This is a genomic window from Verrucomicrobiota bacterium (genome assembly GCA_038744685.1).
GTDB lineage: Bacteria > Verrucomicrobiota > Verrucomicrobiia > Opitutales > Puniceicoccaceae > Puniceicoccus.
This window is the reverse complement of record JBCDMB010000041.1, coordinates 1-20,554: the sequence shown is the minus strand read 5'-3', so window position 1 is coordinate 20,554 and position 20,554 is coordinate 1. Positions and strand designations below refer to the sequence as shown.

At 52.1% G+C, this 20,554-nt stretch carries 15 protein-coding genes; 10 read left to right on the top strand and 5 right to left on the bottom strand.

The features are described 5' to 3' along the window. Nucleotides 1-2,244: hypothetical protein (locus AAGJ81_15200; GenBank protein ID MEM0967493.1), on the top strand; the 2,244-nt coding region annotated here is incomplete at its 5' end. 117 nt (nt 2,245-2,361) lie between these two features. Here AAGJ81_15200 and AAGJ81_15195 read toward each other — a convergent pair. Next, on the bottom strand, nt 2,362-3,108 hold the full coding sequence (locus AAGJ81_15195; protein ID MEM0967492.1) for a hypothetical protein: 747 nt from the start codon (nt 3,106-3,108) through the stop codon (nt 2,362-2,364). 532 nt (nt 3,109-3,640) lie between these two features. Between AAGJ81_15195 and AAGJ81_15190 the strand changes: the two genes are divergently transcribed. The 6 genes from AAGJ81_15190 (at nt 3,641) to AAGJ81_15165 (ending at nt 12,823) form a co-directional block, all read left to right on the top strand. Beyond that, nucleotides 3,641-4,720, top strand: coding sequence for a nitrilase-related carbon-nitrogen hydrolase (locus tag AAGJ81_15190; GenBank protein MEM0967491.1), 1,080 nt, complete (start codon nt 3,641-3,643; stop codon nt 4,718-4,720). 414 nt (nt 4,721-5,134) lie between these two features. Next, entirely contained in the window at nt 5,135-6,007 is an 873-nt protein-coding gene (locus AAGJ81_15185; GenBank protein MEM0967490.1) for a Fic family protein, read from the top strand. 734 nt (nt 6,008-6,741) lie between these two features. Beyond that, complete coding sequence (locus tag AAGJ81_15180) at nt 6,742-7,398, top strand: PEP-CTERM sorting domain-containing protein (protein MEM0967489.1); 657 nt, start codon at nt 6,742-6,744, stop codon at nt 7,396-7,398. Between the two features lie 221 nt (nt 7,399-7,619). After that, entirely contained in the window at nt 7,620-8,057 is a 438-nt protein-coding gene (locus tag AAGJ81_15175; protein MEM0967488.1) for a hypothetical protein, read from the top strand. Nucleotides 8,058-8,770: 713 nt separating this feature from the next. Next, entirely contained in the window at nt 8,771-9,616 is an 846-nt protein-coding gene (locus AAGJ81_15170; protein MEM0967487.1) for a hypothetical protein, read from the top strand. A gap of 36 nt (nt 9,617-9,652) precedes the next feature. Continuing rightward, on the top strand, nt 9,653-12,823 hold the full coding sequence (locus AAGJ81_15165) for a hypothetical protein (GenBank protein MEM0967486.1): 3,171 nt from the start codon (nt 9,653-9,655) through the stop codon (nt 12,821-12,823). A gap of 582 nt (nt 12,824-13,405) precedes the next feature. Here the strand turns inward: AAGJ81_15165 and AAGJ81_15160 are convergent. Next, nucleotides 13,406-14,014 (bottom strand): hypothetical protein, encoded by a 609-nt coding sequence (locus AAGJ81_15160; GenBank protein MEM0967485.1) that lies wholly within the window; start codon nt 14,012-14,014, stop codon nt 13,406-13,408. A gap of 377 nt (nt 14,015-14,391) precedes the next feature. Then, entirely contained in the window at nt 14,392-15,306 is a 915-nt protein-coding gene (locus AAGJ81_15155) for a LysR family transcriptional regulator (protein MEM0967484.1), read from the bottom strand. A gap of 133 nt (nt 15,307-15,439) precedes the next feature. Between AAGJ81_15155 and AAGJ81_15150 the strand changes: the two genes are divergently transcribed. Next, entirely contained in the window at nt 15,440-16,486 is a 1,047-nt protein-coding gene (locus tag AAGJ81_15150; protein ID MEM0967483.1) for an LLM class flavin-dependent oxidoreductase, read from the top strand. A gap of 107 nt (nt 16,487-16,593) precedes the next feature. Here the strand turns inward: AAGJ81_15150 and AAGJ81_15145 are convergent, their stop codons facing one another. After that, nucleotides 16,594-16,986 (bottom strand): hypothetical protein, encoded by a 393-nt coding sequence (locus AAGJ81_15145; protein MEM0967482.1) that lies wholly within the window; start codon nt 16,984-16,986, stop codon nt 16,594-16,596. A gap of 271 nt (nt 16,987-17,257) precedes the next feature. Beyond that, complete coding sequence (gene ltrA / locus AAGJ81_15140; GenBank protein ID MEM0967481.1) at nt 17,258-18,490, bottom strand: group II intron reverse transcriptase/maturase; 1,233 nt, start codon at nt 18,488-18,490, stop codon at nt 17,258-17,260. 230 nt (nt 18,491-18,720) lie between these two features. Here ltrA and AAGJ81_15135 point away from each other — a divergent pair, with 230 nt between their 5' ends. Together AAGJ81_15135 and AAGJ81_15130 are read left to right on the top strand one after the other, a co-directional pair. Next, nucleotides 18,721-19,086: a hypothetical protein gene (locus tag AAGJ81_15135; GenBank protein MEM0967480.1), complete on the top strand. Its 366-nt coding sequence runs from the start codon at nt 18,721-18,723 to the stop codon at nt 19,084-19,086. A gap of 254 nt (nt 19,087-19,340) precedes the next feature. Beyond that, complete coding sequence (locus AAGJ81_15130; protein MEM0967479.1) at nt 19,341-20,051, top strand: hypothetical protein; 711 nt, start codon at nt 19,341-19,343, stop codon at nt 20,049-20,051. Nucleotides 20,052-20,554 lie beyond the last annotated feature (503 nt).

The following is a 20,554-nucleotide window of genomic DNA, read 5'->3' as shown; positions in this document are numbered from 1 at the left end:
GGAGACCTTATGCTGGCGGGAGGGCCACTGGTCGTTTCCGGAACGGTTGAAACCATCAATTCCGGGGACATAAGTTTGAACAGTGAGGACGAACCGTTGTTCGTTACGGGTTCGGCCGTTTCTGCCGGCGACATATCGATCACCGGCGATGGGGGCGACGTCGCAATCAGCGGGGTTTCGGCCCCCACCGGCGAAATCACCATCAGCTCGGACGGGTCGATCACGGAGGCTGGCGGTGGGGACAACGCGGCAGATCTTGTGGCACGGAGCATCACCATGAGCGCCAACGGAGATATTCGGGGGACTTCCGTCGGCGATCCCCTGGAGATTGATGCAACCGGCACCGGCAGTGGGGAAGGATTAAGTGTCACGATGGATTCCGGACCCGGCCTTATCAACATCATCGACACCGGTAGCATTCTCCGCGTTGAAAACGCCACCAACCTGTTCGGAAACGTCAACCTGACGTCCGATCAGATGATCATTCGGGAAATCAACGCCGGCAACAATACTGCGACCTTGACCTCGCAGCAGAAGTATTTCTTCACCGGCACGAGCTCCATCACGGCTGCGAATGGTATGGATCTCCTGGTGAGTGGCGATGAATCGGACATGAACTTCAGCATCGGCCTGGACGGTGGTGGTTCGCCGCTGGCGGATTCCGTGTCGGTGACCGGTGCGGTTGTGCTCACTGGTGACCTCCTCGGGGTCTTTGGGCAGGGAGTGCTTGCACCCACTCCCGGGCAAACCTTCACCATCATCTCCAACGATGGGACCGACCCGGTTGTCGGAATCTTCGAGGGCTTGGCCGAAGGTGTCACATTCGTAACTACAACGGGTCCCAGCTATACGATCAGCTATGTGGGAGGCGACGGAAACGACGTCGTCCTTACTGCAGGCTCGGACTCGGATCCACCACTCATCTTCAGTGTCGTTGCAAACTCGCTTGGTCCCACAACAGCGACGTCGCTGGACTTCGTTGTAGACTTCTCCGAGGCCGTGAAAAACTTCACTGCCTCGGACCTGTCGATCACTTCTTCAGGATCCAACATGTTTACAAATTACGTGATCAATGGATCGGGCAACCTCTACACGGTCACCGTAAGCGTGTCGCCAGCCACAGACTTAGTCTTTCAGCTCAATGTGTTGACTGGCGGAACTCTGACCGATTTTGCGGGCAATGCACTCACACAGGGTTTTTCCAGTGTCCCCGTGGCCGTCGAATCCGTTAGCTCTCCCTATACTGACTATACTTCGAATGCGGGTGCGACTCCCGGGGTGAATGACGCCTTCTTCGACAATATCGACGGCGATGCGTTTACCAATGCCGAGGAGTTCATCTTCGATCTCGATTCAACGACATTGGACAGCGTGAATCGGAGGATCACGAGTCGCGTGGTCATGGACGGGATCGGAAACGCGGGCAGCTCGAAGGTGTTTTCCATTACGATCCCCGTTCCGGATACGATGAGTTTCGGGGAGAGTGGGCCAACCGTGCGGGGGACGGTTAATGAAGCCATCGACCTCTACCTCGATGTTTCCGGTTCCTCCGTCCCGGGGGGAGTTCCTGATCTTACGGTCGTAACCAACCCTTCTCCTGACACAACCGGACTACCCGGTTTGAGCCCTGGCTACCGGTATGCGGAGTTCCAGCTCCAGGATGACGTGAGCTCGACCAGCAGGGGATTCATGATAGCTGAAATCTCCTCGCCTGTCCGACTCCAGCAAACGATTGCCGGGGTGACCATCGAGGACGTTTCCTCCGAGCTTACCAACGACATCTTCAATCGTCAGGCCGTCTTCTCGATTGATGGTTCAGGCCTCAATGGCAACAATTCTCACAGCAATGCCCCAGAGGACGTCAGCTGGCTGTCGAGAGGAACGATTCGCTCACCAAATGACCTCCTGCCCGCCGTGATCACCTATGATCTCGAAGGGAACTACGACCTTTCATCGATCCGGGTTTGGAACTACAACGAGGTCAATTTTACCAACCGTGGTGCGAATCTTGTCGAGATTCTTGTCGCCGCCAGTGTAGGAGGGCCCTTCGTCTCACTTGGCAATTTCAATTTCACCGAGGCATCCGGCGCTAATGAAGTGGACTTCAGTCAGGTGATTGCCCTCAGCGGATATACCGCCACCAACAACGTCAGGCTGGTCCGATTCAACATCCAGTCAAATCACGGCGACACCTCCGAGCTCACCGGGCTGGCCGAGATTCGTTTCGTCGGTGTATCCCTCTGATCTCCATAAATCTTGATGAGACAGACGGTAAAACGTCACGCCGGACGCGAAGACGTCAGCTCTTGGCTATGGAAACCGCACCTACTAGAGGCGTGACCTGCCACTTTTTAACGTCCCTCAAACCCGTCTCGCACGCCTTCGAACCGTAAAAAACAGGGCGCCGATGCTCAACCACAAGGCTATAGAGGCAGGCTCGGGGATATCTGGGCCCGCCGGGTTACCATCGGCAAGAATATTGGTGTCGTAAATCGCAAGCAATAGGTCGACGCCCTCAATCTCCTCATAATTTCGATAGAATTGTCCACCGATCCCGGAGGTGCTCGGGCCGGTCTGCATATCAAACTCGTTGAGGTCGACGAAAACCTCAAAAGCATAGGTGGTTCCGGCCTCCAACGGAACGCCCTCCCCTTCGAGTGCAAAGACCATATTCGAATCAGTAAAGAAGGTAGTCTCTGTAGGAGTATAGGAGAACCCTCCAGAATCGTTCAGCAGGCCATCTCCGCCCTGCACTTCGATGTTCGGAGCGTCGGGTCCACTGGTTAGCGGATAGAGATTGAAGATCAAAAAAGTGTCAATTGCCGGAACTTCGGACAGAGTGTATCGAAATTCCACGGAGACAAAGTTGTAGTCGGTCTCCGGTGTAAACGTCTGAACCAACGAAGTTTGATTGCCAGAATTTGCGAAACCGCCGTTGAAACCGGCGGGCATGTTTGGTGCGGTGGACTGGACAAACCCGGGCGTCCACGTCTCGTTCACAGAGTAGAGTTCTTTGACCTGAAAACCAGAGCCAAGAACCATAGGAGAGGAAAGCGGAAAAACGGCTAGGATTCCGGCCGCAAAAAATCGATTACGTCTGGTTATCATCTTAAAAAAACTCTGATCAGAAACGAGAGTTCCACGAGATCACGAATATTCCCAACGAAACAATTGGCCGGAGTCGACCAAAGAACTTCTGCATCGGGAGGAAAAGTCCCGCAATTTCGTGGCAAGAGCGGTCTCGAGGAGAGAATTCGTCTCGAAGAGAACTACCTATTGGAAAGCCGTTCCTCGATGTCAGACGCCTTTTCGGGTCGGCTTTTCTCGGGTCAGGCTTCTGACTTATTCATTCGCAACTTAAGGGCACTTCGATTCGAGCCTACCCGGGATTCGATACCGGGATCGAAATCGGGCCTCGAGAGCATTCGATAGCGATACCGATTTCGATTTTTGCGATCATGCTTTGTTTGAGGTGCGTTGTAATAACGTATTTTGGGTCCGTTTTGTAAGGATCGGGGTGCCTCACCGCTTCCTGCTCTTGCTGTTGTCTATGGCAAATCTCTCATAAGACTGGGAAATCCATTTTACACTGTCGCTGATCACCGTCACCTTTCCCGGAAATCTCTAGCACTGATTACTTATGGCCAACGAATCCTCTTTTCTTCTCAACGACGGTACGCCGCATCTCGGCCCAACCGTCGAGTCTGCGTATCGCAAACTGCAGGTGCGTACGTCTATCTATGACGAGTTGCCCAAACACGGCTCCGGCATCCGCTTGGCAATCTACCAGGCCCAGGGGGCTTGCGGCGATGGCGCGACCGAGCAGAATCTGGCGCGCCTCGAGATGGCGGTCGCCAAGGCCAAGCAATACCATGCCCAATGCATCGCGTTTCCGGAAATTTATCTCCAGGGCTACACGCAGAATCCGGAAACCGCCCACGCTACCGCCGAAACCAGCGACGGTCCCAGCATCACGCGCATTCGGGAGATCGCCCAGGAGCACCAGATGGGCATTATCGTGAGCTACGGCGAACGGATTGAGGGCCAAGACCGAACGTATTACTACGACAGCATCGCCGTCATTGACGAACACGGCGCACTGCTCGACAGCTACCCGAAGTGCCATCTCTATGGCCAGCAGGAACGGGACAACTGGGACGTTGGCAACAGCGATTACCCCGTGCATAACATCGCCGGCTTTCCCGTCGGCGTAGTCAACTGCTACGAGTGTGAGTTCCCCGAGCTGATGCGCATCCTCGCGCTGAAGGGAGCGAAGTTGATTGTCGGTCCCACCGCGGCGGACACCTTTTACCGCCTACCCGACGGCCGCATGAGCAGCGTCCCCTACCCTGATGTGGCCAAGGTGCAATTCCCGGCGAACGCCTACGCCAACAACCTGTTTTTCGCCTACGTGAACCGCTGCGGTTACGAAACCCGGGACGGCGACTCCTGGCACTACCGCGGAAACTCAATGGTTTGCTCGCCTCACGGCGAAATCATTGTCGCCGCCGACCACGAGCAGGACACCCTCCTGGTCTGCGACTGCGTTCCGGCCTTCTACGGGCGCACCCATCCCGCGCCAGACTATTTCTATTTAAAGGATCGCCGACCCGAGCTTTACGGTCAGCTCGTGAGCAAGGACGCCAAGTTCGTCGACACTTCAAAGCACCCACTGACGGAGGAAACCGACCTTTCCAGCGGCGATTTTCACTATGAATGAGTAAAGGTTGGAGTTTCCTCCGATCGGGCTTTCGCCAAGTCACTCGGTAGATAAAAACACGCTCTCTTCTCCGCTATGCCTCAATCCCGCTCGAGCCACCTTAAAAAAAGGCAGGCCTTCACTCCTCACAAGTAGGAAACAATCGCAGAGGGATGAGCGGGTCGTTCGAAGAAAGCATCTCTCCTCTCGAATAGACCCCAAAAAACTGAGAGAGTGGTAAATCCTTGGACGTCATACTGGCCCCCTAGATTTGTAGTCAAAAGCCACGAAATGACGTTTTTTGGGGTCCCTGTCTTTTGGGGTCCCGATCCATCAGGGCATCACTGGCTGGATAATATCGTTAAAACAAGAAAAAAAACCGTTCTTTTCACGATATTAATTGCATAGTCGTGAATTTACTCCCAATTTTCTCACATGCCCAATACCCACCAAGTCTTCCGGCGTATTCAGGATTTGCAAACCCGATACCTCAAAGCTGCGTTGGGCAAAGAACCGTTGTTGCGACTGATCTACGAGTCTGAAGTGACCGAGCAGGTCTACAATTCGAACGCGATTGAGAATAGCACGCTTTCGCTGGAAGAAACGGATAAGATCTTAAACCAGATTGACTTGGACCGTTTCGTGAACGAGCGGGAACTTTTCGAGGCGAAAAATCTGGCACGGGTGGTTAAGTATATCGACCAAAAGGCCAAGCAGGAACCACTGACTTTGGAGATGATGTTGCTCCTTCATCAGATGCTCATCAGCAACATACGCGACGAGATTGCGGGGCGGTTCAGAAAGTCGGATGAGTGGGTGCGCGTCGGCAATTACATCGCGACTGATCCCTCTATGGTCGTGGAGCAGCTTGAGGATATGATGATCAGCTATCAGACCAGCTCCGCAGAAAACATTATCACTCGCATCGCCCGGTTCCACCTCAGCTTTGAGCACATCCACCCCTTCGTCGATGGGAATGGCCGTATCGGCCGTGTCCTGAACAACTACCTGCTGATTCGTGAAGGGCATGTGCCGATCAATATCAAGTTCATTGATCGCGGTGACTACTACGATGCTTTTGCTGCCTTTGACAATAAAAGCGACCTCTCACTGATGGAGCAAATCGTCGGGAAGGCACTCACCAGCTCCTACCATAAGCGGCTGGCCTATCTGGAAGGGAAACAAATCGTCTCGCTGGCAGATTATGCAAAAAGCAGCAAGGATTCGCATTCCAATCTCTTGAATAAGGCAAAGCGCCAAACCATCGGAGCTTTCTGGGAGCGCGGCATATGGAAGATTGGCATGTAGCAGAATGTAATACCACTTCGAAAAGATTGATGAAATGCCGCACCAGCAGCTTGACGGACTTAGCGTCTACAATGTTTCGACCAGAAAAAGTCAGATTTTGGTCTTAACTCACGGGCTGTATCGACTGAAATCGTCGGGAGGACTGACAAATCTTTGGGTGTTGCGTTTGATCCCAACGGCTTACCCTGAAAGTCCGTAGCGTCTTGGGTTTTTCAACTTCCGACGCTAGGCCCATTCATCGGAGATACATGGAAAATTGGACTGACCCCGTCTCGCTGTTCTCAAAAAATAAAACACACTTGCTTCTCAACGATGTTTCATCCCGGCTCGAACACCCTTAGCGACCGCAAGCCGTAACTCTTTTCAAGTAAACCAAACGCACAGGGATCAGCGGGTTGTTAGAAAAAAGGTGTCTCTTCTTTTAAACAGACCCCTAAAAACTTAGAGAGTGGGAAACCCTTGACTGTCATTCTGACTCTCTTTCTTCCCACTCAATAGCCAAGGCGTGGCATCTTTTAGGGCTGCATGATATCTTTTAGGGCCTTTCCACCGACTTTTTTCACGATCGGAAGTTTCGGGGAAATCGACGTCTTGTTAAAGACTGGCAAAAATCTAGCTGTGCGGTGTTTACCCGATCTATTTGACCTCACCGGTGAGACGTCGGCAACGGGGGATTGCCTTTTCCAAACGTCAAATCGAAAATTACAGGCAGACAAATTCAAACTAGAAAAGCAATGAAGACAAAACTAGTCGCACTGGCTCTCGTCTCGGGATTGGTTGGCAGCGTGTCTGGCCAAGTTCTCGTGACGTGGGACGGAATTAACGGAGCATCGATTCCCGGCTCGTCATTTGATTCCTCAATCACAGCGGGCGACCTAACCCGCGGGGCTGGCCTAAACCAAGCTCCGGGTGGAAACTTCAACTCGAACAATTGGAGCCCTTCAACAACTGACTTCGCATCAGCTGTTTTAGAAGGAGATTACATCGTGTTCTCATTCTCTGTTGCTCTCGGAGACCAAGTAACAGACCTTTCGGTTCGAGCTGAAATAGACACTACAGGGTCAGGTCCACAGACTTTGGCGTGGGCTATCGATACCGGTAGCGGCTTCTCTCAAATCGGACCCAGTTTTGATGGGCCTGACCCGGGAACAATCATCACGGCTGACACGGTTGGAGGTCCACTCACGGGCTCAGTTGACCTCGCTATCGTGGGATGGGGCGCGTCCGAAGATACCGGAAGGATGGATATTGAGGACGATCTAATCGGCGATTCTGTGGGAATCGAAGTCTCCGGAACAGTCTCAGCTGTTCCTGAGCCGAACCTGTACGGCGCACTCGCTGGAATCATCGCACTTGGCTTCGCAGCAGTTCGCCGTCGTCGCCAGAGTTAAGCCGGTTCTCCTAGTCGGTATTACCTTTCCAAAAGGAAGTCCCGTGAGGCGGCCTTTTTTTGTGCCAGTCTTACAAATGGAGAATTTTACCAATCCCCCACCGACGGTAGGGCGCAGCGTTTCGCAAGTCGCGCAATTAGAGTTAAAAACGGGGTTCTATTTTCGAAACGCCCGGCTTGCGAGAGGAAACCAGGAAAAGGAACTTGGAAAAGCAGGGGTAATTGAATTGCATTGATGAAAAACAGAATTTGTGCGGCTCTGTCAGCACACCTATTCATTCCATGAAATCCGCGATAACGCTTTTGCTGCTCCTGATGGGCAATTTTTGCTACGGCGTCATCAACTTCGCTTTTGAAGAAGTTGGCAGTGAAGTCGTCCTGACCGTGAGCGGTTCAGCAGATTTGACTGGTTCTGATATTTTTTTCATTACTAGTGGCTTCAGTTCGAGTGCAGCCGTAAAAGCCAGCAATTTCTTTTTCATTAGGTCTGGAGGGGAAAACGTTGGGGCAGACCTCTATCAAACCTCGATTGTAGGGCCGCTTGCGATTGGCACTGGTACCAGTGAGTTCGCGGCAGATTCCTTCGGTGGACCACCAATCGGCTGGAGTTCTAATCCATCTGAAAGCTTCAGTTTAGTTCTCCCCTTTGATTACACCTAGGGTAGCCAACTGGAGACCTCCACGGCCACCTGGGAGGATAGCACCTTGAATGATCTCGGTATCACGCCCGGTACCTACAGTTACACGTGGGACACGGCAACGGGTACCGACTCGATCATCGTCACGGCGGTTGTTCCAGAGCCGGCGACCACCGCGCTGCTGATCGGGGTTCTATGCCTCGGGCTGGCCGCCTGGCGCAGATGCACAAAGGTTTAACCGCCTTCGCCGGCAAGGTCTGCTCGGCCATGAGCAGGCTCAAAACGGGTAAAACGCAAAGGACAAAGATCTTAGAATCTCGAGAAAACTTGAGGTGAAATGGGGAAACGCCGAAACACGTTCAAAGGAAATGAATCTATACCTGGAGAGCAGTGAGCTCCAGCCGACCTTTCCTGAGCAGCAAACCCACAATCTTTAAATTTTGAGTTTTTCCCGTTTTGGCTCCCCTCCCTTTTGCTCCCCTTTGACCCGTTCTGGTTTTCTATTTTGCCAGGTCGTCGGCCATTTGGAAAGACAGAGGTCTGACTACTCGGAAAAACATGAAACAATGGGCTGACCCCTGACTTTCCTTTGGAACAGTTCACCCGAGGAAAATAGAGGTTGTAGCAGATTGGTAACCGAGCAAACTCGGTTATGTGCAGAAGCTCGCGGCTATCTTTCTGTTGTTAGTCTTCTCTTTATCGTTATTAGCTGAGGCGGAGATTTCGGCGGCTTTCTTGAAATTTGAGGCTAAGGATTCTGAAAAGGTTCTCGCCCATGACCTTGGCGCATTCTTCGAATTTGCTCTCGGCATGCAGGAAGGCGTTTTGTTGGTAGATAGGAACCAAATGGGTGAAGCGTTCGACGAGCTGGGGTTGGGAGTGTCCGGAGCAGTAAGCCCCGAGTCCTTGGTAGCCATCGGAAAATTGACGGGAGCGAAGATTTTGATGGCAGGGAGACTTTTAAAGATCGGAGAAGAAAGAGTTGTGATCTGCAAAATCATGGACACCGGGACGATGCGTCTTGTCTCGGTCAAAGCATCTTTCGCAAACGAGGACGAAATCTTCGGCGCGGTAGATTCTCTTGCAGAGCAGGTCGCTGAGAAAATACTTGAAAATTCAGATGAGTTATCATCGACGGATCCGGACGAGACTTATCGGATAGAGCCTCTCTACGAAATGGCGCGAGAAATGAGTTTGCCAACGGTTCAAGTGTTGGTCGCGGAAGAGCATGTAGGGTGGCGCGTACCCGATCCTGCGGCCCAAACGGAATTGATCCGCATTTTGCGGGAAATCGGTTTCACTGTTCTCGATCCATTATCTACGGAAGATCCCTACGTTTTGATTACCGGGGAGGCATTCAATGAGGCTGATTCGAGATTTCGAAGTCTCATCTCATGTTGGGCAAGGGTAGAAGTTAAGGCGGTTCATTTGAGTTCTGGTGATATAATCTTTAGTGATGCAGATGATGCGACAGCTGTTGATACGGCTGAATTTATCGCGGGCAAAAGTTCCTTACAAAAGGCTGGTGGCAAGGTTTCTCCAGCATTGGCTAAAGCGCTGATAAAAGATGCGGGAAAATAGTTGGCACTTCATTGAATCGATATGTGCTCGATGAAGATGTTTAAATTCCTTTCAGGAACCTTTTTCACAATTTTTCTGTCGTGTGGTGCTCTTGGTTCGGAAGCAAAGAACGAGAATCTAGTTGTGGCAGTTGTATCTTCGGATTCCGAAAGAGATATCGCTGACCTGCTTCTTTCGGATCTTGCAGAATTAGATGGCATCTCATTGGTGGAAAGAAATGAGATCGACCGGATACGAAAGGAACTCGAGCTTCGCGATTGGTCGCTTTCCGCGGGAATCGAAGAATCTCGTTTTGTCGGCGCAAACGTCCTCGTTCTAATCGAGAGGCCCATCCCTGGAGAACCGGTTCTCCTCCGGGTTGTCTCGACTCATACGGGTGGGGTGCTCGGAGCTTTGGAAGTAGTAGAAAAACTCGCTCCCGACTGGTTCGAGAAGACTGCGGCATGGATTGCCGAGAGGTGTCGGCCGGATCGGGTGACCGGGGCTCCCGTTGTGGTGATGAAATTGAAATCGGCGTCTGGGAGCCTTGTAAACGAAATGCTCTTCAGCGCGAAGTTAGCTAAAGAGTTATATTTTCGTCCGGAGATTGCCGTCTTGGAAAGGTGGAGGCTCAGGGATGCGGTGTTCGAAAAACTTCTGAAAGATCCGAACGGGGAATTCGCTACGGCGCAATGGATGTTGGAAGGAAAAGTATTCGATCAAACCGAAAAGATCGAAGTTGAGATAGCACTCCGCGAGATTGGCTCAGAATCCCCTGTTTTCGTGCAAAAGTACGATGTTGACGACGAAAATGCGTCTTACACGAAGATCGCAGATGAGATTTCGGGGATTTTGGAAATTTCTAGGGAAGTCCCGGCTGAGGTTATTGACAAAAAGCAAGAGGTTTCGTCCCAGATCGAACGGGGAAAGTGGGCAATGAAGTGGGAGGATTACAATCAAGCAATCATTTCTTTTGAAAACGCCATCGCACTCGCTCCACGGAAAGATTCGGGCTTTGAGACTTACCTTGCGGCTGCATATTTCATGAGAGGATCTCATTGGACTGTAATTAGCCAGAGAAATAATAATGAAGATCGGTTTGAAAAAGGGATTCTTGATTTGTGTGCGGCCTTTGCTCTCCTTAACAATGCGACAGTCGACCCGTTGGACGTAAGTCCGTTGGTCTATGGACTATCGGTTGATATGTTGGTTGCACTGGCAAGATCACTGTCTGCGGGCGCGGCTCTTGATCCGTCAAGTATTGAGCTAAGGGGACATCTTGCGGATCTACGTAGATACTCGAGACAGGTATACAGGAACCTTCTGGCTGCGGAAAACTTGGACCCGCGTCTCCGGAAACGAATGATCTGGACAAGCTGGATCCCACAAAACTCTAGCACCCACGATTTTTACTCGACTGCACTTGCCGGTCTTATCTCGGGAGGCCTATGGGAAGAGTCCAAAGAGGCTGCGGTTGACTCATTGGTTGAGGCAACGGAGAGACTGGAGCAGATGTTCGGAGATTCCAAGGCATTGATTTTTGACACTGCGGTTTCGAGTCGTAGTGAAACTGATGCTTGGATCGCTCGCTGGCCGGGTGGGTTCGATCTACCCGAGGATATGGAATACTGGAGTGAAAGGGTAAAGGGCGAAGGTGGCTTGATCGAATTAATTCCTGCCTTGGCTGCTGTTAAGGCTGCAACTCCATGGGAGGGTTCTCCGTTCAGTAAAAACGATCCGGATGCTTTGGAGAGGGCGGCAAAAACGCTCGAACGGGTAATCTCGGACCAGATGGAGGAGTTGATAGAGCGGAATGACCCCTCGCTTGTGTATGCGGTTGCTTCCGAGATTAGTACTGCTTGGGAATTTTCGAAGTCGAGTCGTAAATATCAGGGTGCAAGGGAGTCGTTGGAATCAGCCTTTTTGGTGGCGAAATATAAGGTCCTGGATTCCGCGGAAAGCGTTGATGTAAGTGTATTCAATTCTTTCAATCATGCCGAGATGGTTTCTTTGGCGGACCGGAGTGAATTGAAAGAAGAAATTATGGATTCGATGAGGTCTCTGGACAGGGCGGAAAGGGCGGCTCTTCAAAGGGAGCTAAACGCACTGGAGTCAGTCCTTCCACCACCTCCCAACAGCGGGCCAATGCCAAGGTTTTTGGGGCCTCCCACCTTTTCCACGAAAAATGGACCTGAAGAGAAGATACAAAGAAGGGAAAAGACCGGAGAATTCGTTCGCTTGGAAAGAGGGTTCCCTTTCACAAGGGGTTTTCCGGAGGTCAAGATACTGGGGTCAGGGCAGGAACCTTCCCGCTGGCTCTTCAAAAATCGAAGCGAGGAATTCAATCATCCTAGTGTAACCCATTCTTTATCCTTTGGAGACGGGCGGATTTGGGTGGTCTGGGCATATGACAGTCGCTTGATCGTCGAGCATTTTGTTTTAGAAAACTTGTCCTCGACGCTGTGGCATCCACCGTTCATGAAGAGCGAACGATACTTTAGCGGAAATATCACGTTTTTGGACGGGAGGATTTACATCTACAGCAATCGAACTCTTTGGTGGACTACGACCGCAGAGGAAAACTGGTCCGTGTGGAGAATCAATCCCGGCAATCTTCCTAAGATGAGGATGTTTGACAGGAAATTGTTTTTAGTCAGCTCGAGTTCGATACAGGAACTTGAGCCTGAGAATAGGAGCATTCTTGTTATTGCTTCAGAAAGGTTGGGGATCGGCAATTGGGATGAACCGGCGACGAGTGGGCTAAAATTCATTGAAGAACCAGGGCTTAGCCCGGTGACAAAATTTTCCCCGTACTCGATGGAGGATGCAAAAGATCGGCGTGTTTTTCGAGAGATGGCCGAGCGAGGTGAATTGAGGACGGATCTGTCGGGAAAGGCTGCTTTCTGGATGGTTTATCAGGAGAGAGGACCGATGATTTCGCCAAAACGCTATGAGTTCAGAAAGCATGGTCCCGCCATAAAGGAGCTTCCTTCCATGAACTACGTCTTAGCCGCAGGGGCGGATTCTCAAGCGGTCTGGCTTCTGTATCGTGAAGAAGATGATTTTTTTCTTGGCATGGTGCCATGGAATAAAAGAGAAACGCCAAAAGAGTTTTCCATTCGGGTTCCTGAGTTTCCCGATACCCTTCTGGTTACTCCGGAAGCGGTTTTGATTTACAATCGAGATCGACTTCCGACATCAGTTTATCTTAAGGAGGACCTGCAATGATCGGACATCACTAAAGACTAGTATTTAGTTAGTTATTTAGCGTATTTACTGTCTGGTGTTTTTGTTACACCCGCACCTTCCTCAACTGAAACGATCCCACGTTTTCGCTGTAGGCTTTTACGAAGAAGACTCAAAAGGGGTCGGACGCAAAGGCAAAGGCTCAAAGGGGTAAAACGCAAAGGATAGAGATCTTGGAATCTCAAAAAAAACTTGAGGAAATGGGGAAATGGTGAGACACGCTTAAAGGAGATGAAACCATGCCCGGAGGGTAATACACTCCAGCCCACCTCCCGCGAGCAGAAAGCCGAGAACCATTAAATTTTGCGTTTCACCCCTTTTGCCTTCCCTCGCTCCCTTTCTTCCTAGTCAAAAGCCAAGACATGAAGTCTTTTTGGGTCCCCCGTTTAAATTTTCAAGGAATCTGATGGAGTCAGGCTTTCACTAGACACGAAGGATCGTGATCTCCTCTCAGTAATGATTTCAACACGGCCTATCGAAGACCACGCACGTCGCTCGTTTTGGGAATAGAGGAACTGTTTCGCCAGCATCAACAGAACCCCCCACAGCAGACCCTAACCTCAGCTAAGGTATTTTTCGTCTGGGGCGACGCAGCAAAGCGGCAGTGGCCACAAGACCAAATAGGAAAACGGAGGAACTCGGCTCTGGAACCAGAATGATGTCGACGGTAATGCTGTCCGAAAACGTCCCCCCAACGATGTAGGTCGATACATAGGTTCCTTCATTCAAGCCCAAACTGTCTAGAGTCTCGCCTGCCAAAAACGCAGACGCAGTCAGAGGGCTCACGCTGTCGTAGTTCTGAGGGACAAAAAGACTAAGACCATTCTGGTTCCCGAAAACACTAAAGCCAAAGGCATCTCCTGTTGCATCGAACATCGTTAAGCCGCCTAAACCCCAACCTGAGCTGACTTCCACCACTCCTTCCTCCGTAAGATACAGTTCGGTGGTGGCCGAGGACGGGCTTTCAGGAGCGAATAGGATCCGTGGCTCCTGCGGGTCGATTCGACCAGACTGAGAACCGGTCGAAATTATAGTAAATCCCGAGACACTCAACGTCCCAGCTCCGGAGAAACTGACACCACTCGCCTCTTCCTGAATCGTGATCACCAGGGCGCCTCTTGCAGCGAGAACCGACAACCCCAACCAAGTCGCATAGACAAATAGCTTCCGCAATCTCACGGAAGGATCGCAAACGGACCGATCCAGCGCCGTCAAGGTTAACCCAAACCTCTATGGAGTTTTTTGGACAAGGAAAAGCTGACCGGCCTCAAAGCACGCAAACTTTCCTCGGTCGAGCGCTGCTCTTTCTCGATTATCCCGAAGATCTCCCCCAAAGAAACCAGCCATCGAACTCGACCCGTTTTTGAGTCCACTCAAAGCTGGGCGAACGCCACACGCTTCTCACAGGGAAGGGTCAAAGGGGGAAACGCTGAGACACGTCTAAAGGAAATGAAACTATGTCTGGAGGGCAATAAACTCCAGACCACCTCTACTGAGCAGCAAGCCCAGAACCATTAAATCTTGCATTTGACCTCTTTCGGCGCCCCCACTCAGCCAAATTCTTCAGTCGCTTCTTGGTAAGATCGACCCAGCTTCAGCAACAAATCAACCGTCTTTCGTGCAGCATTCGTTCCTTTTCCCGCTTGGCGCATGACGGTGTATTTCCAACGGATATCGGGATCAGAAATTCGGACGTAGACCACGCCAGGCGGCGGGGATCCATCTACGTAGTCTGGAAGGAGACTAATCGCAGAATCGCTGAGAACGATCGAAAAGGACTCGCCCAGACTAGTCGCGTCCCGGGTAAACTTCGCCTTAAATCCCGCCTTCGCGCAAAGCTTCGAAATCCACGCGTTTCGACCCGGAACATGAGCGTCCGGTGCTCCGACAAATCGCTCACCGGCAAAATCCGCAAACGGGGCTTCCAACTCTTTCGATAGCCGATGGCCGACCGGCACTGCCGCGCAAAGGGGGAGCTCCGCCATGGTCTGCCTATGGTAGCGGTCTTCTCCGGTGGCTCCTTCCTGCCCGATCATCGCCACATCAAGCTCACCCTTTGCAAGTGCATCAAGTTGCTCCGCCGGGGTTAAATCATAGAGCGCCAGCTGCACCTCTGGACAGGCTTCACGAATCTCCTGCAGAATAGGGTTCAGGAATCGCGAAGCGGATAATCCGAGATATCCGATGCGCAAGCTGGCCACCTTACCCTGGCCTGCTGCCTGCACTTCTGACCAAGCTGCGTCATAGTCGAGCAATATCGACCGCATTCGATCCCGCAGCAGAAAACCCAAATCGGTCGGCCTGACCCCCCAATTTCCCCGTTCAACCAAAGAACCGCCCAGCTCCGCTTCCAAGGCCTGCAGCTGGCGTGTCAGGGTTGGCTGACTCACCCGTAGGCGTTTCGCCGCCCGATTCATACTCCCCTCCTCGAGCAGAACCAGAAACATGCGGATTAGATCAATCATCGATAGGGGTATACGAAAAACGTATAATAGAACCAACACCAGAACATTATCCAGAATCCCGTTCTCCTGCTATCGTTTCACCCTCGATAAATCCAAAGAACCAATTCTACAGAATCAGAAGAAAGGAAGTATCATGAAATTCGGACTCGATACCTTCGGAGACGTCACACTCGACAAAAACGGGAAACGCAACAGCGACGCCCAAGTCATCCGAGATGTCGTGAAGCAGGCAAAACTCGCCGATCAGGTGGGCATCGACGGATTCAACGTGGGAGAGCATCATCGTGACGACTACGCGATCTCCGCACCGGATACAGTCTTGGCGGGGATCGCAACGGCGACCGAGAACATCCAACTCGGAACCGGCGTCACCGTTCTTTCCAGCGATGATCCCGTGCGCGTGTATCAACGATTCGCGACGATCGATGCGCTCTCCAACGGAAGAGCAGAGATTACCGCGGGACGTGGGTCGTTCACCGAATCATTTCCTCTCTTCGGATATAAACTCGAAGACTACGAAGTTCTTTTCGAAGAGAAGTTCGCACTCCTCGTCCAATTGCTCAGAGAGGGCAAGGTGACTTGGTCGGGCAAAACCCGTTCTCCTTTAAAGAATCAGGAAGTCTTTCCGAAAACCGAGAGCGGCAGTATTCCGATCAAGCGCGGGGTTGGCGGTAGCCCTGAGTCCGTCGTTCGCACCGCCCAGCTCGGAGTGCCGATTACCTTCGCGATCATTGGTGGCGACCCGGCCCGTTTCGCCCCCATGGCGGAGCTTTATCGCCAGGCGTTGCGGCAGACCAATCAGCCCCAGCTTCCGATCGGCATTCACTCTCCCGGCCATATCGCAGAAACCGACGAGCAGGCAGCGGAAGAACTCTGGCCTCACTATGCCAAAGCCTTCGGCAGGATCGGACGCGAACGCGGTTGGGGTGAAATCAATCGCCAGCATTACGAAGCGGAGGTACAGCACGGTTCACTCTACGTAGGCTCTCCGGAAACGGTCGCTCAAAAGATTGCTTACGCCGTCGAAGCAGTCGGCGCTGACCGTTTTGACCTGAAGTACGCAACCGGTCCGTTGCAGCACGAAAAGCTGATGAAATCGATCAAGATGTACGGCACGCGGGTCATCCCACGAGTGCACGAAATTCTCGCCGAGAACGCCCGACCACAACTGTCTGCGTAGCAGCCTTAAAAGGGGTCAACGCAAAGGATAGAGATCTTGGGATCTCGAAAAAACCTGAGGTGAAATGGGGAAACGCTGAGACACGTTTAAAGGGCACTTCGATTAACCTATCCTACCCCTTTGATAACCGGCTTATACGGAAAGCTATTCGGCTGATCCTCAAAAGTGTCCGCAGGAGGCATGATATCTACCGGAAGGGCGTACGCTTTACCATCTGCTTCTAATTGGATCCTCAATGTACCATCAAAAAACTTCGGGGAATTCATTATTGCGTGCAACTTTCTTTCGTAAAACCACACGCCCAAGTCAGATTCGACTTCGATCCCACCGCGAAACCTTATTTTCGCTGATTCGCCGGGCGGGATCATTTTACGCTCTCTACCATTGGAAAGTAACAAGGTAGTGCCGGTATTGTTATAGACTTCGACATCCGTAGGGCGAGGGCATCCAACAAAGAGAAAGGTGACTAAAACAAGCGTGATTTTCGCAAATTTATTCATCCCAAAATCGAATTCCATCGCCAAGGGCTTGTCCACCTATCCGGCCTATTCCAAGAATACATCGATAACCGAGTCCAATGAGATTGAGCACAAAGACATGGGAACCCAGACCTTCATTTTCGGATCTTTATGGCGTCGCTAGCTGTAAAGGCAAGAGCCACGAATGATTTTTCATTGAGGTAGAACTGCCCGTTGCCGGGCAGTCCCCTCGCAGATCCCTGCGTGCGGTTTTCCCGCACAGGGCTCCTCGTGTCGACGCGCAGAGTAGAGATCAGTAGTATACTTGGAGTGGTTCAAGGATGGGTTGACAAGGCTTCACGTTCAGCTTCGGTTCGGGCAAACCCATGGTCGTCCACATTCGACAGAAGCCATCCCAGTCATAGCTGCGTTTCTGGCTCCTGCGGTTCAACCACTTATAGAGAAGCCGCTGGCACCCGTGTCGGTAACGACCGAGACTCCTGGCATTGCCGAGAACTCCATAGTAGTTATAGTGTCCCACGAGTTTGCTTCTGAGCAACGGAACGATCTTAGACAGCGGCAGGTTTCTGCTCCTTCGCACCCATTGTTTCATGGCCTGCAATGCGGCATTGAGCCTTTTCGGATGGGTTGCCATTCGAACGGTCTTCTTTCCCTTTCGGGTTTCAGACCAAAAGAAGACAAAACCCAGGAAGCCGAGACGCCCACTGCCCTTGACATCGAAACGGGTGAACTTCACCACTGCACTTTTTTCTTCCGCCAATTCCAGCCCGTAGCAGGCCAGCTGCTTTCTCAACCACAGGAGAAACCGATCCGCATCCTTCTTGCTGTAGAAGCCGCAGACAAAGTCGTCCGCATAACGCAGATAAACCACGTCGGCGTGCGCTTTGCTTTTCACATCCGACTCTATCCGCATATCGAGCACGTGGTGCAAATATACGTTCGCAAGAACGGGCGAAACGATTCCCCCCTGCGGAATGCCGGTTTCGGGATGGACGATTCGTCCGTCCTCTTCCAACACTCCGGCGCTTAGCCATTTTCCGATCAACCGCACAAAGGCTTCGTCATCGATGCGATTCGGAAGCATCTTCAGCAACTTCCGGTGGTCCATTTGGGTGAAGAAGCTTTTGATGTCCGCTTCCACGACCCAGTTGACCTTCTTGGACAATAACGCCTCTCGCAGTACTCCACCAGCCTCGCGCGCGCCTTTGCCCCTGCGATATCCCCAGCTCGTTTCCGTAAAATCCGCCTCGTAGATCGACTCCAGTATTCGCCGGGCCGACATTTGCACGATCTTATCTTCCACGGCGGGAATACCCAGTGGACGGAGTTTGCCGTCCGCTTTGGGGATGTACCTGCCCCTTACCAACTTCGCCCGATAGCTTTTGCTTTTCAGACGTTCCAATAAACCGGCGAGATTCATTTCGAGATCGCTCTCGTAGTCTGCCACGCTTTGACCATCCACTCCACTGGCAGCTCTTCGCCGCAACAGGTGGAAGCTCTCGCGCAACATCGCCACGTTTATCATCGTATACAAGCCTCCGAACCGGTGTCCCGGCTCGCGTGAGGCCTTCCTCTCTCAGTGCGTTCAGGGAGCTGGACACGCTTCGGCGGGGAACTATCGTTTCCCCTGCGTGAGTGCTTTGAACACTTTGTCGACCCGTCGATTCCTTCGCCGTGCCTGCGCCGCCGTAGCTAAGCGAAGGCGTGTGATCGGCCCTACCGTCTCGGACTACTACGGATCGATCTGACTCCTGAATGCTCATCGCTGCATCCTTCTTTTGGTTGGTGTGCCGCTACCTCCTCGGTGGAGGAGGCATCCAGGCCTCCCGAGTTCAAGTGCGTTTCCTTGTCTACATGCCACAGTCTTCGTGGACCCCGGCGGACCTTCCGGAGCAAACCATTGCTCTCCTTCCATGCTGGCTTCCGCTACTCTTAAAGCGTCGCCATCCGCGTTCTGTCTTTTTCGAGGCTGTATCAACTCTCGGGGTTCTGCGATCTCCCCTACGGCCTGCAGACTTCTCTGTGTACGCTTCGCAGATGCTGTTCCACCGCCCGTTGCCTCTCTTGCAAAGCTCACGGTTCGACCTCCTGTATCAGGGTCATTCTCTTTTGGCGATTTAGCTAACATCCGCGCAACACTCGATATATTATACTGGTTAGGTTTTTAATAGCCGGGTTCTTCCCCCGGCAGGAAACGCCTCGCTTTGCTCGGCGCACAAGAGTCAAGACTTGATGTCTATTGGGTCCCCCTGCCGGCTTTGATCAGGAGGAGCGGAACTTAGCAGTTAACAAACGAGCAAACGGCGATCCAGATGTAGTTTGCCACTAATTATTTCATTGCCTCCAAAAAATTAACCCCGAAATTGTTCCATGGCATGAAGAAATATTCCACTCTCCTTGCTTCCACGCTCGTCCTCGTCTTCAGTGCGGTGGGCGCTTCTGCAGTCGTCATCGCCGATTGGGACATTCAAGGTAACGGTCCCGGCACTTCATATATCGGCCCGGTTCCCTTGGGTTCAACCGCAACCGGGGTTACGGCGAGCACGATTACGACTGTGGGTGTTTCCAACATCAGCTCGACGGGAAACAAAATTAACTCGCTGGGAGGGAATAGCTGGGGCACTACCCCTTTCGACCCCAATGACGCGTATGTAGAATTTATGATCACCCCGGATGCGGGGATCACGTTGGACCTCGACACGCTTTATTTCAACCAAGCTCCGAACAACCTGGTTGGTTTTAGCGCGGTCTGGGAGTTGCGCTCTTCGCTTGACGGTTATTCTTCGGTGATTGCCACTGATAGTATCAACATCGGATTTCAGAACATCAACGCAGCTGCCGCTTACGACGCGGTTGTCTTGGGCTCTAATTTCGACGCGATCACGTCGTCGGTAACATTCCGTCTCTATGGAACCGGGTTTGATGGTTCTTCGGGACAGTGGTTCATTGCTAACCCGACAGAAGGTGACTTTTCGAACTTCACGGTTGAGGGGTCAGTCATCCCAGAGCCAGCGGTGACAAGTCTGGCTGCCGGTATCCTGGTCTTACTGGGCACCTGGCTGCATCGCTGCCGCAATCAGGCCTAGGGCCGCAGGGAAATCGACTAGCCTGCTTGCGGCGCGGACCCTGTAACACGTCGCGACCCTGTAGAAAGTCGCGTCGACCCTGTAACACGTCGGGTCTTGACTATTCACTAAATCACCATGTTAGGCCGACTCCCCTTTCTTGCCCTTGGGAGGCTCTAAAGGGGAGGCTCTAAAGGGGTCAAGGGAGGCTCTAAAGGGGTAGGGAGGCTCTAAAGGGGTGGGAGGCTCTAAAGGGGTCAAGGTAAACCACAAGGACATAGGTAACAGATAGCACAAGGACATCGGTAACACTTTGATGGCGAGTATGCCATGGAAAGAGACCGATGTAATGAGCGAAAAAGAGAGATTTGTAATCCTGGCCCGGACGGGTCGCTTCAGATTGAGTGATCTATGCGGTGATTTTGGGATCAGCCGAAAGACTGGGCATAAATACCTGCAGCGTTACGCAAGCGAGGGTCGCGCTGGATTGTCAGATCGCAGTCGCCGCCCTAAGAGTTGCTCTT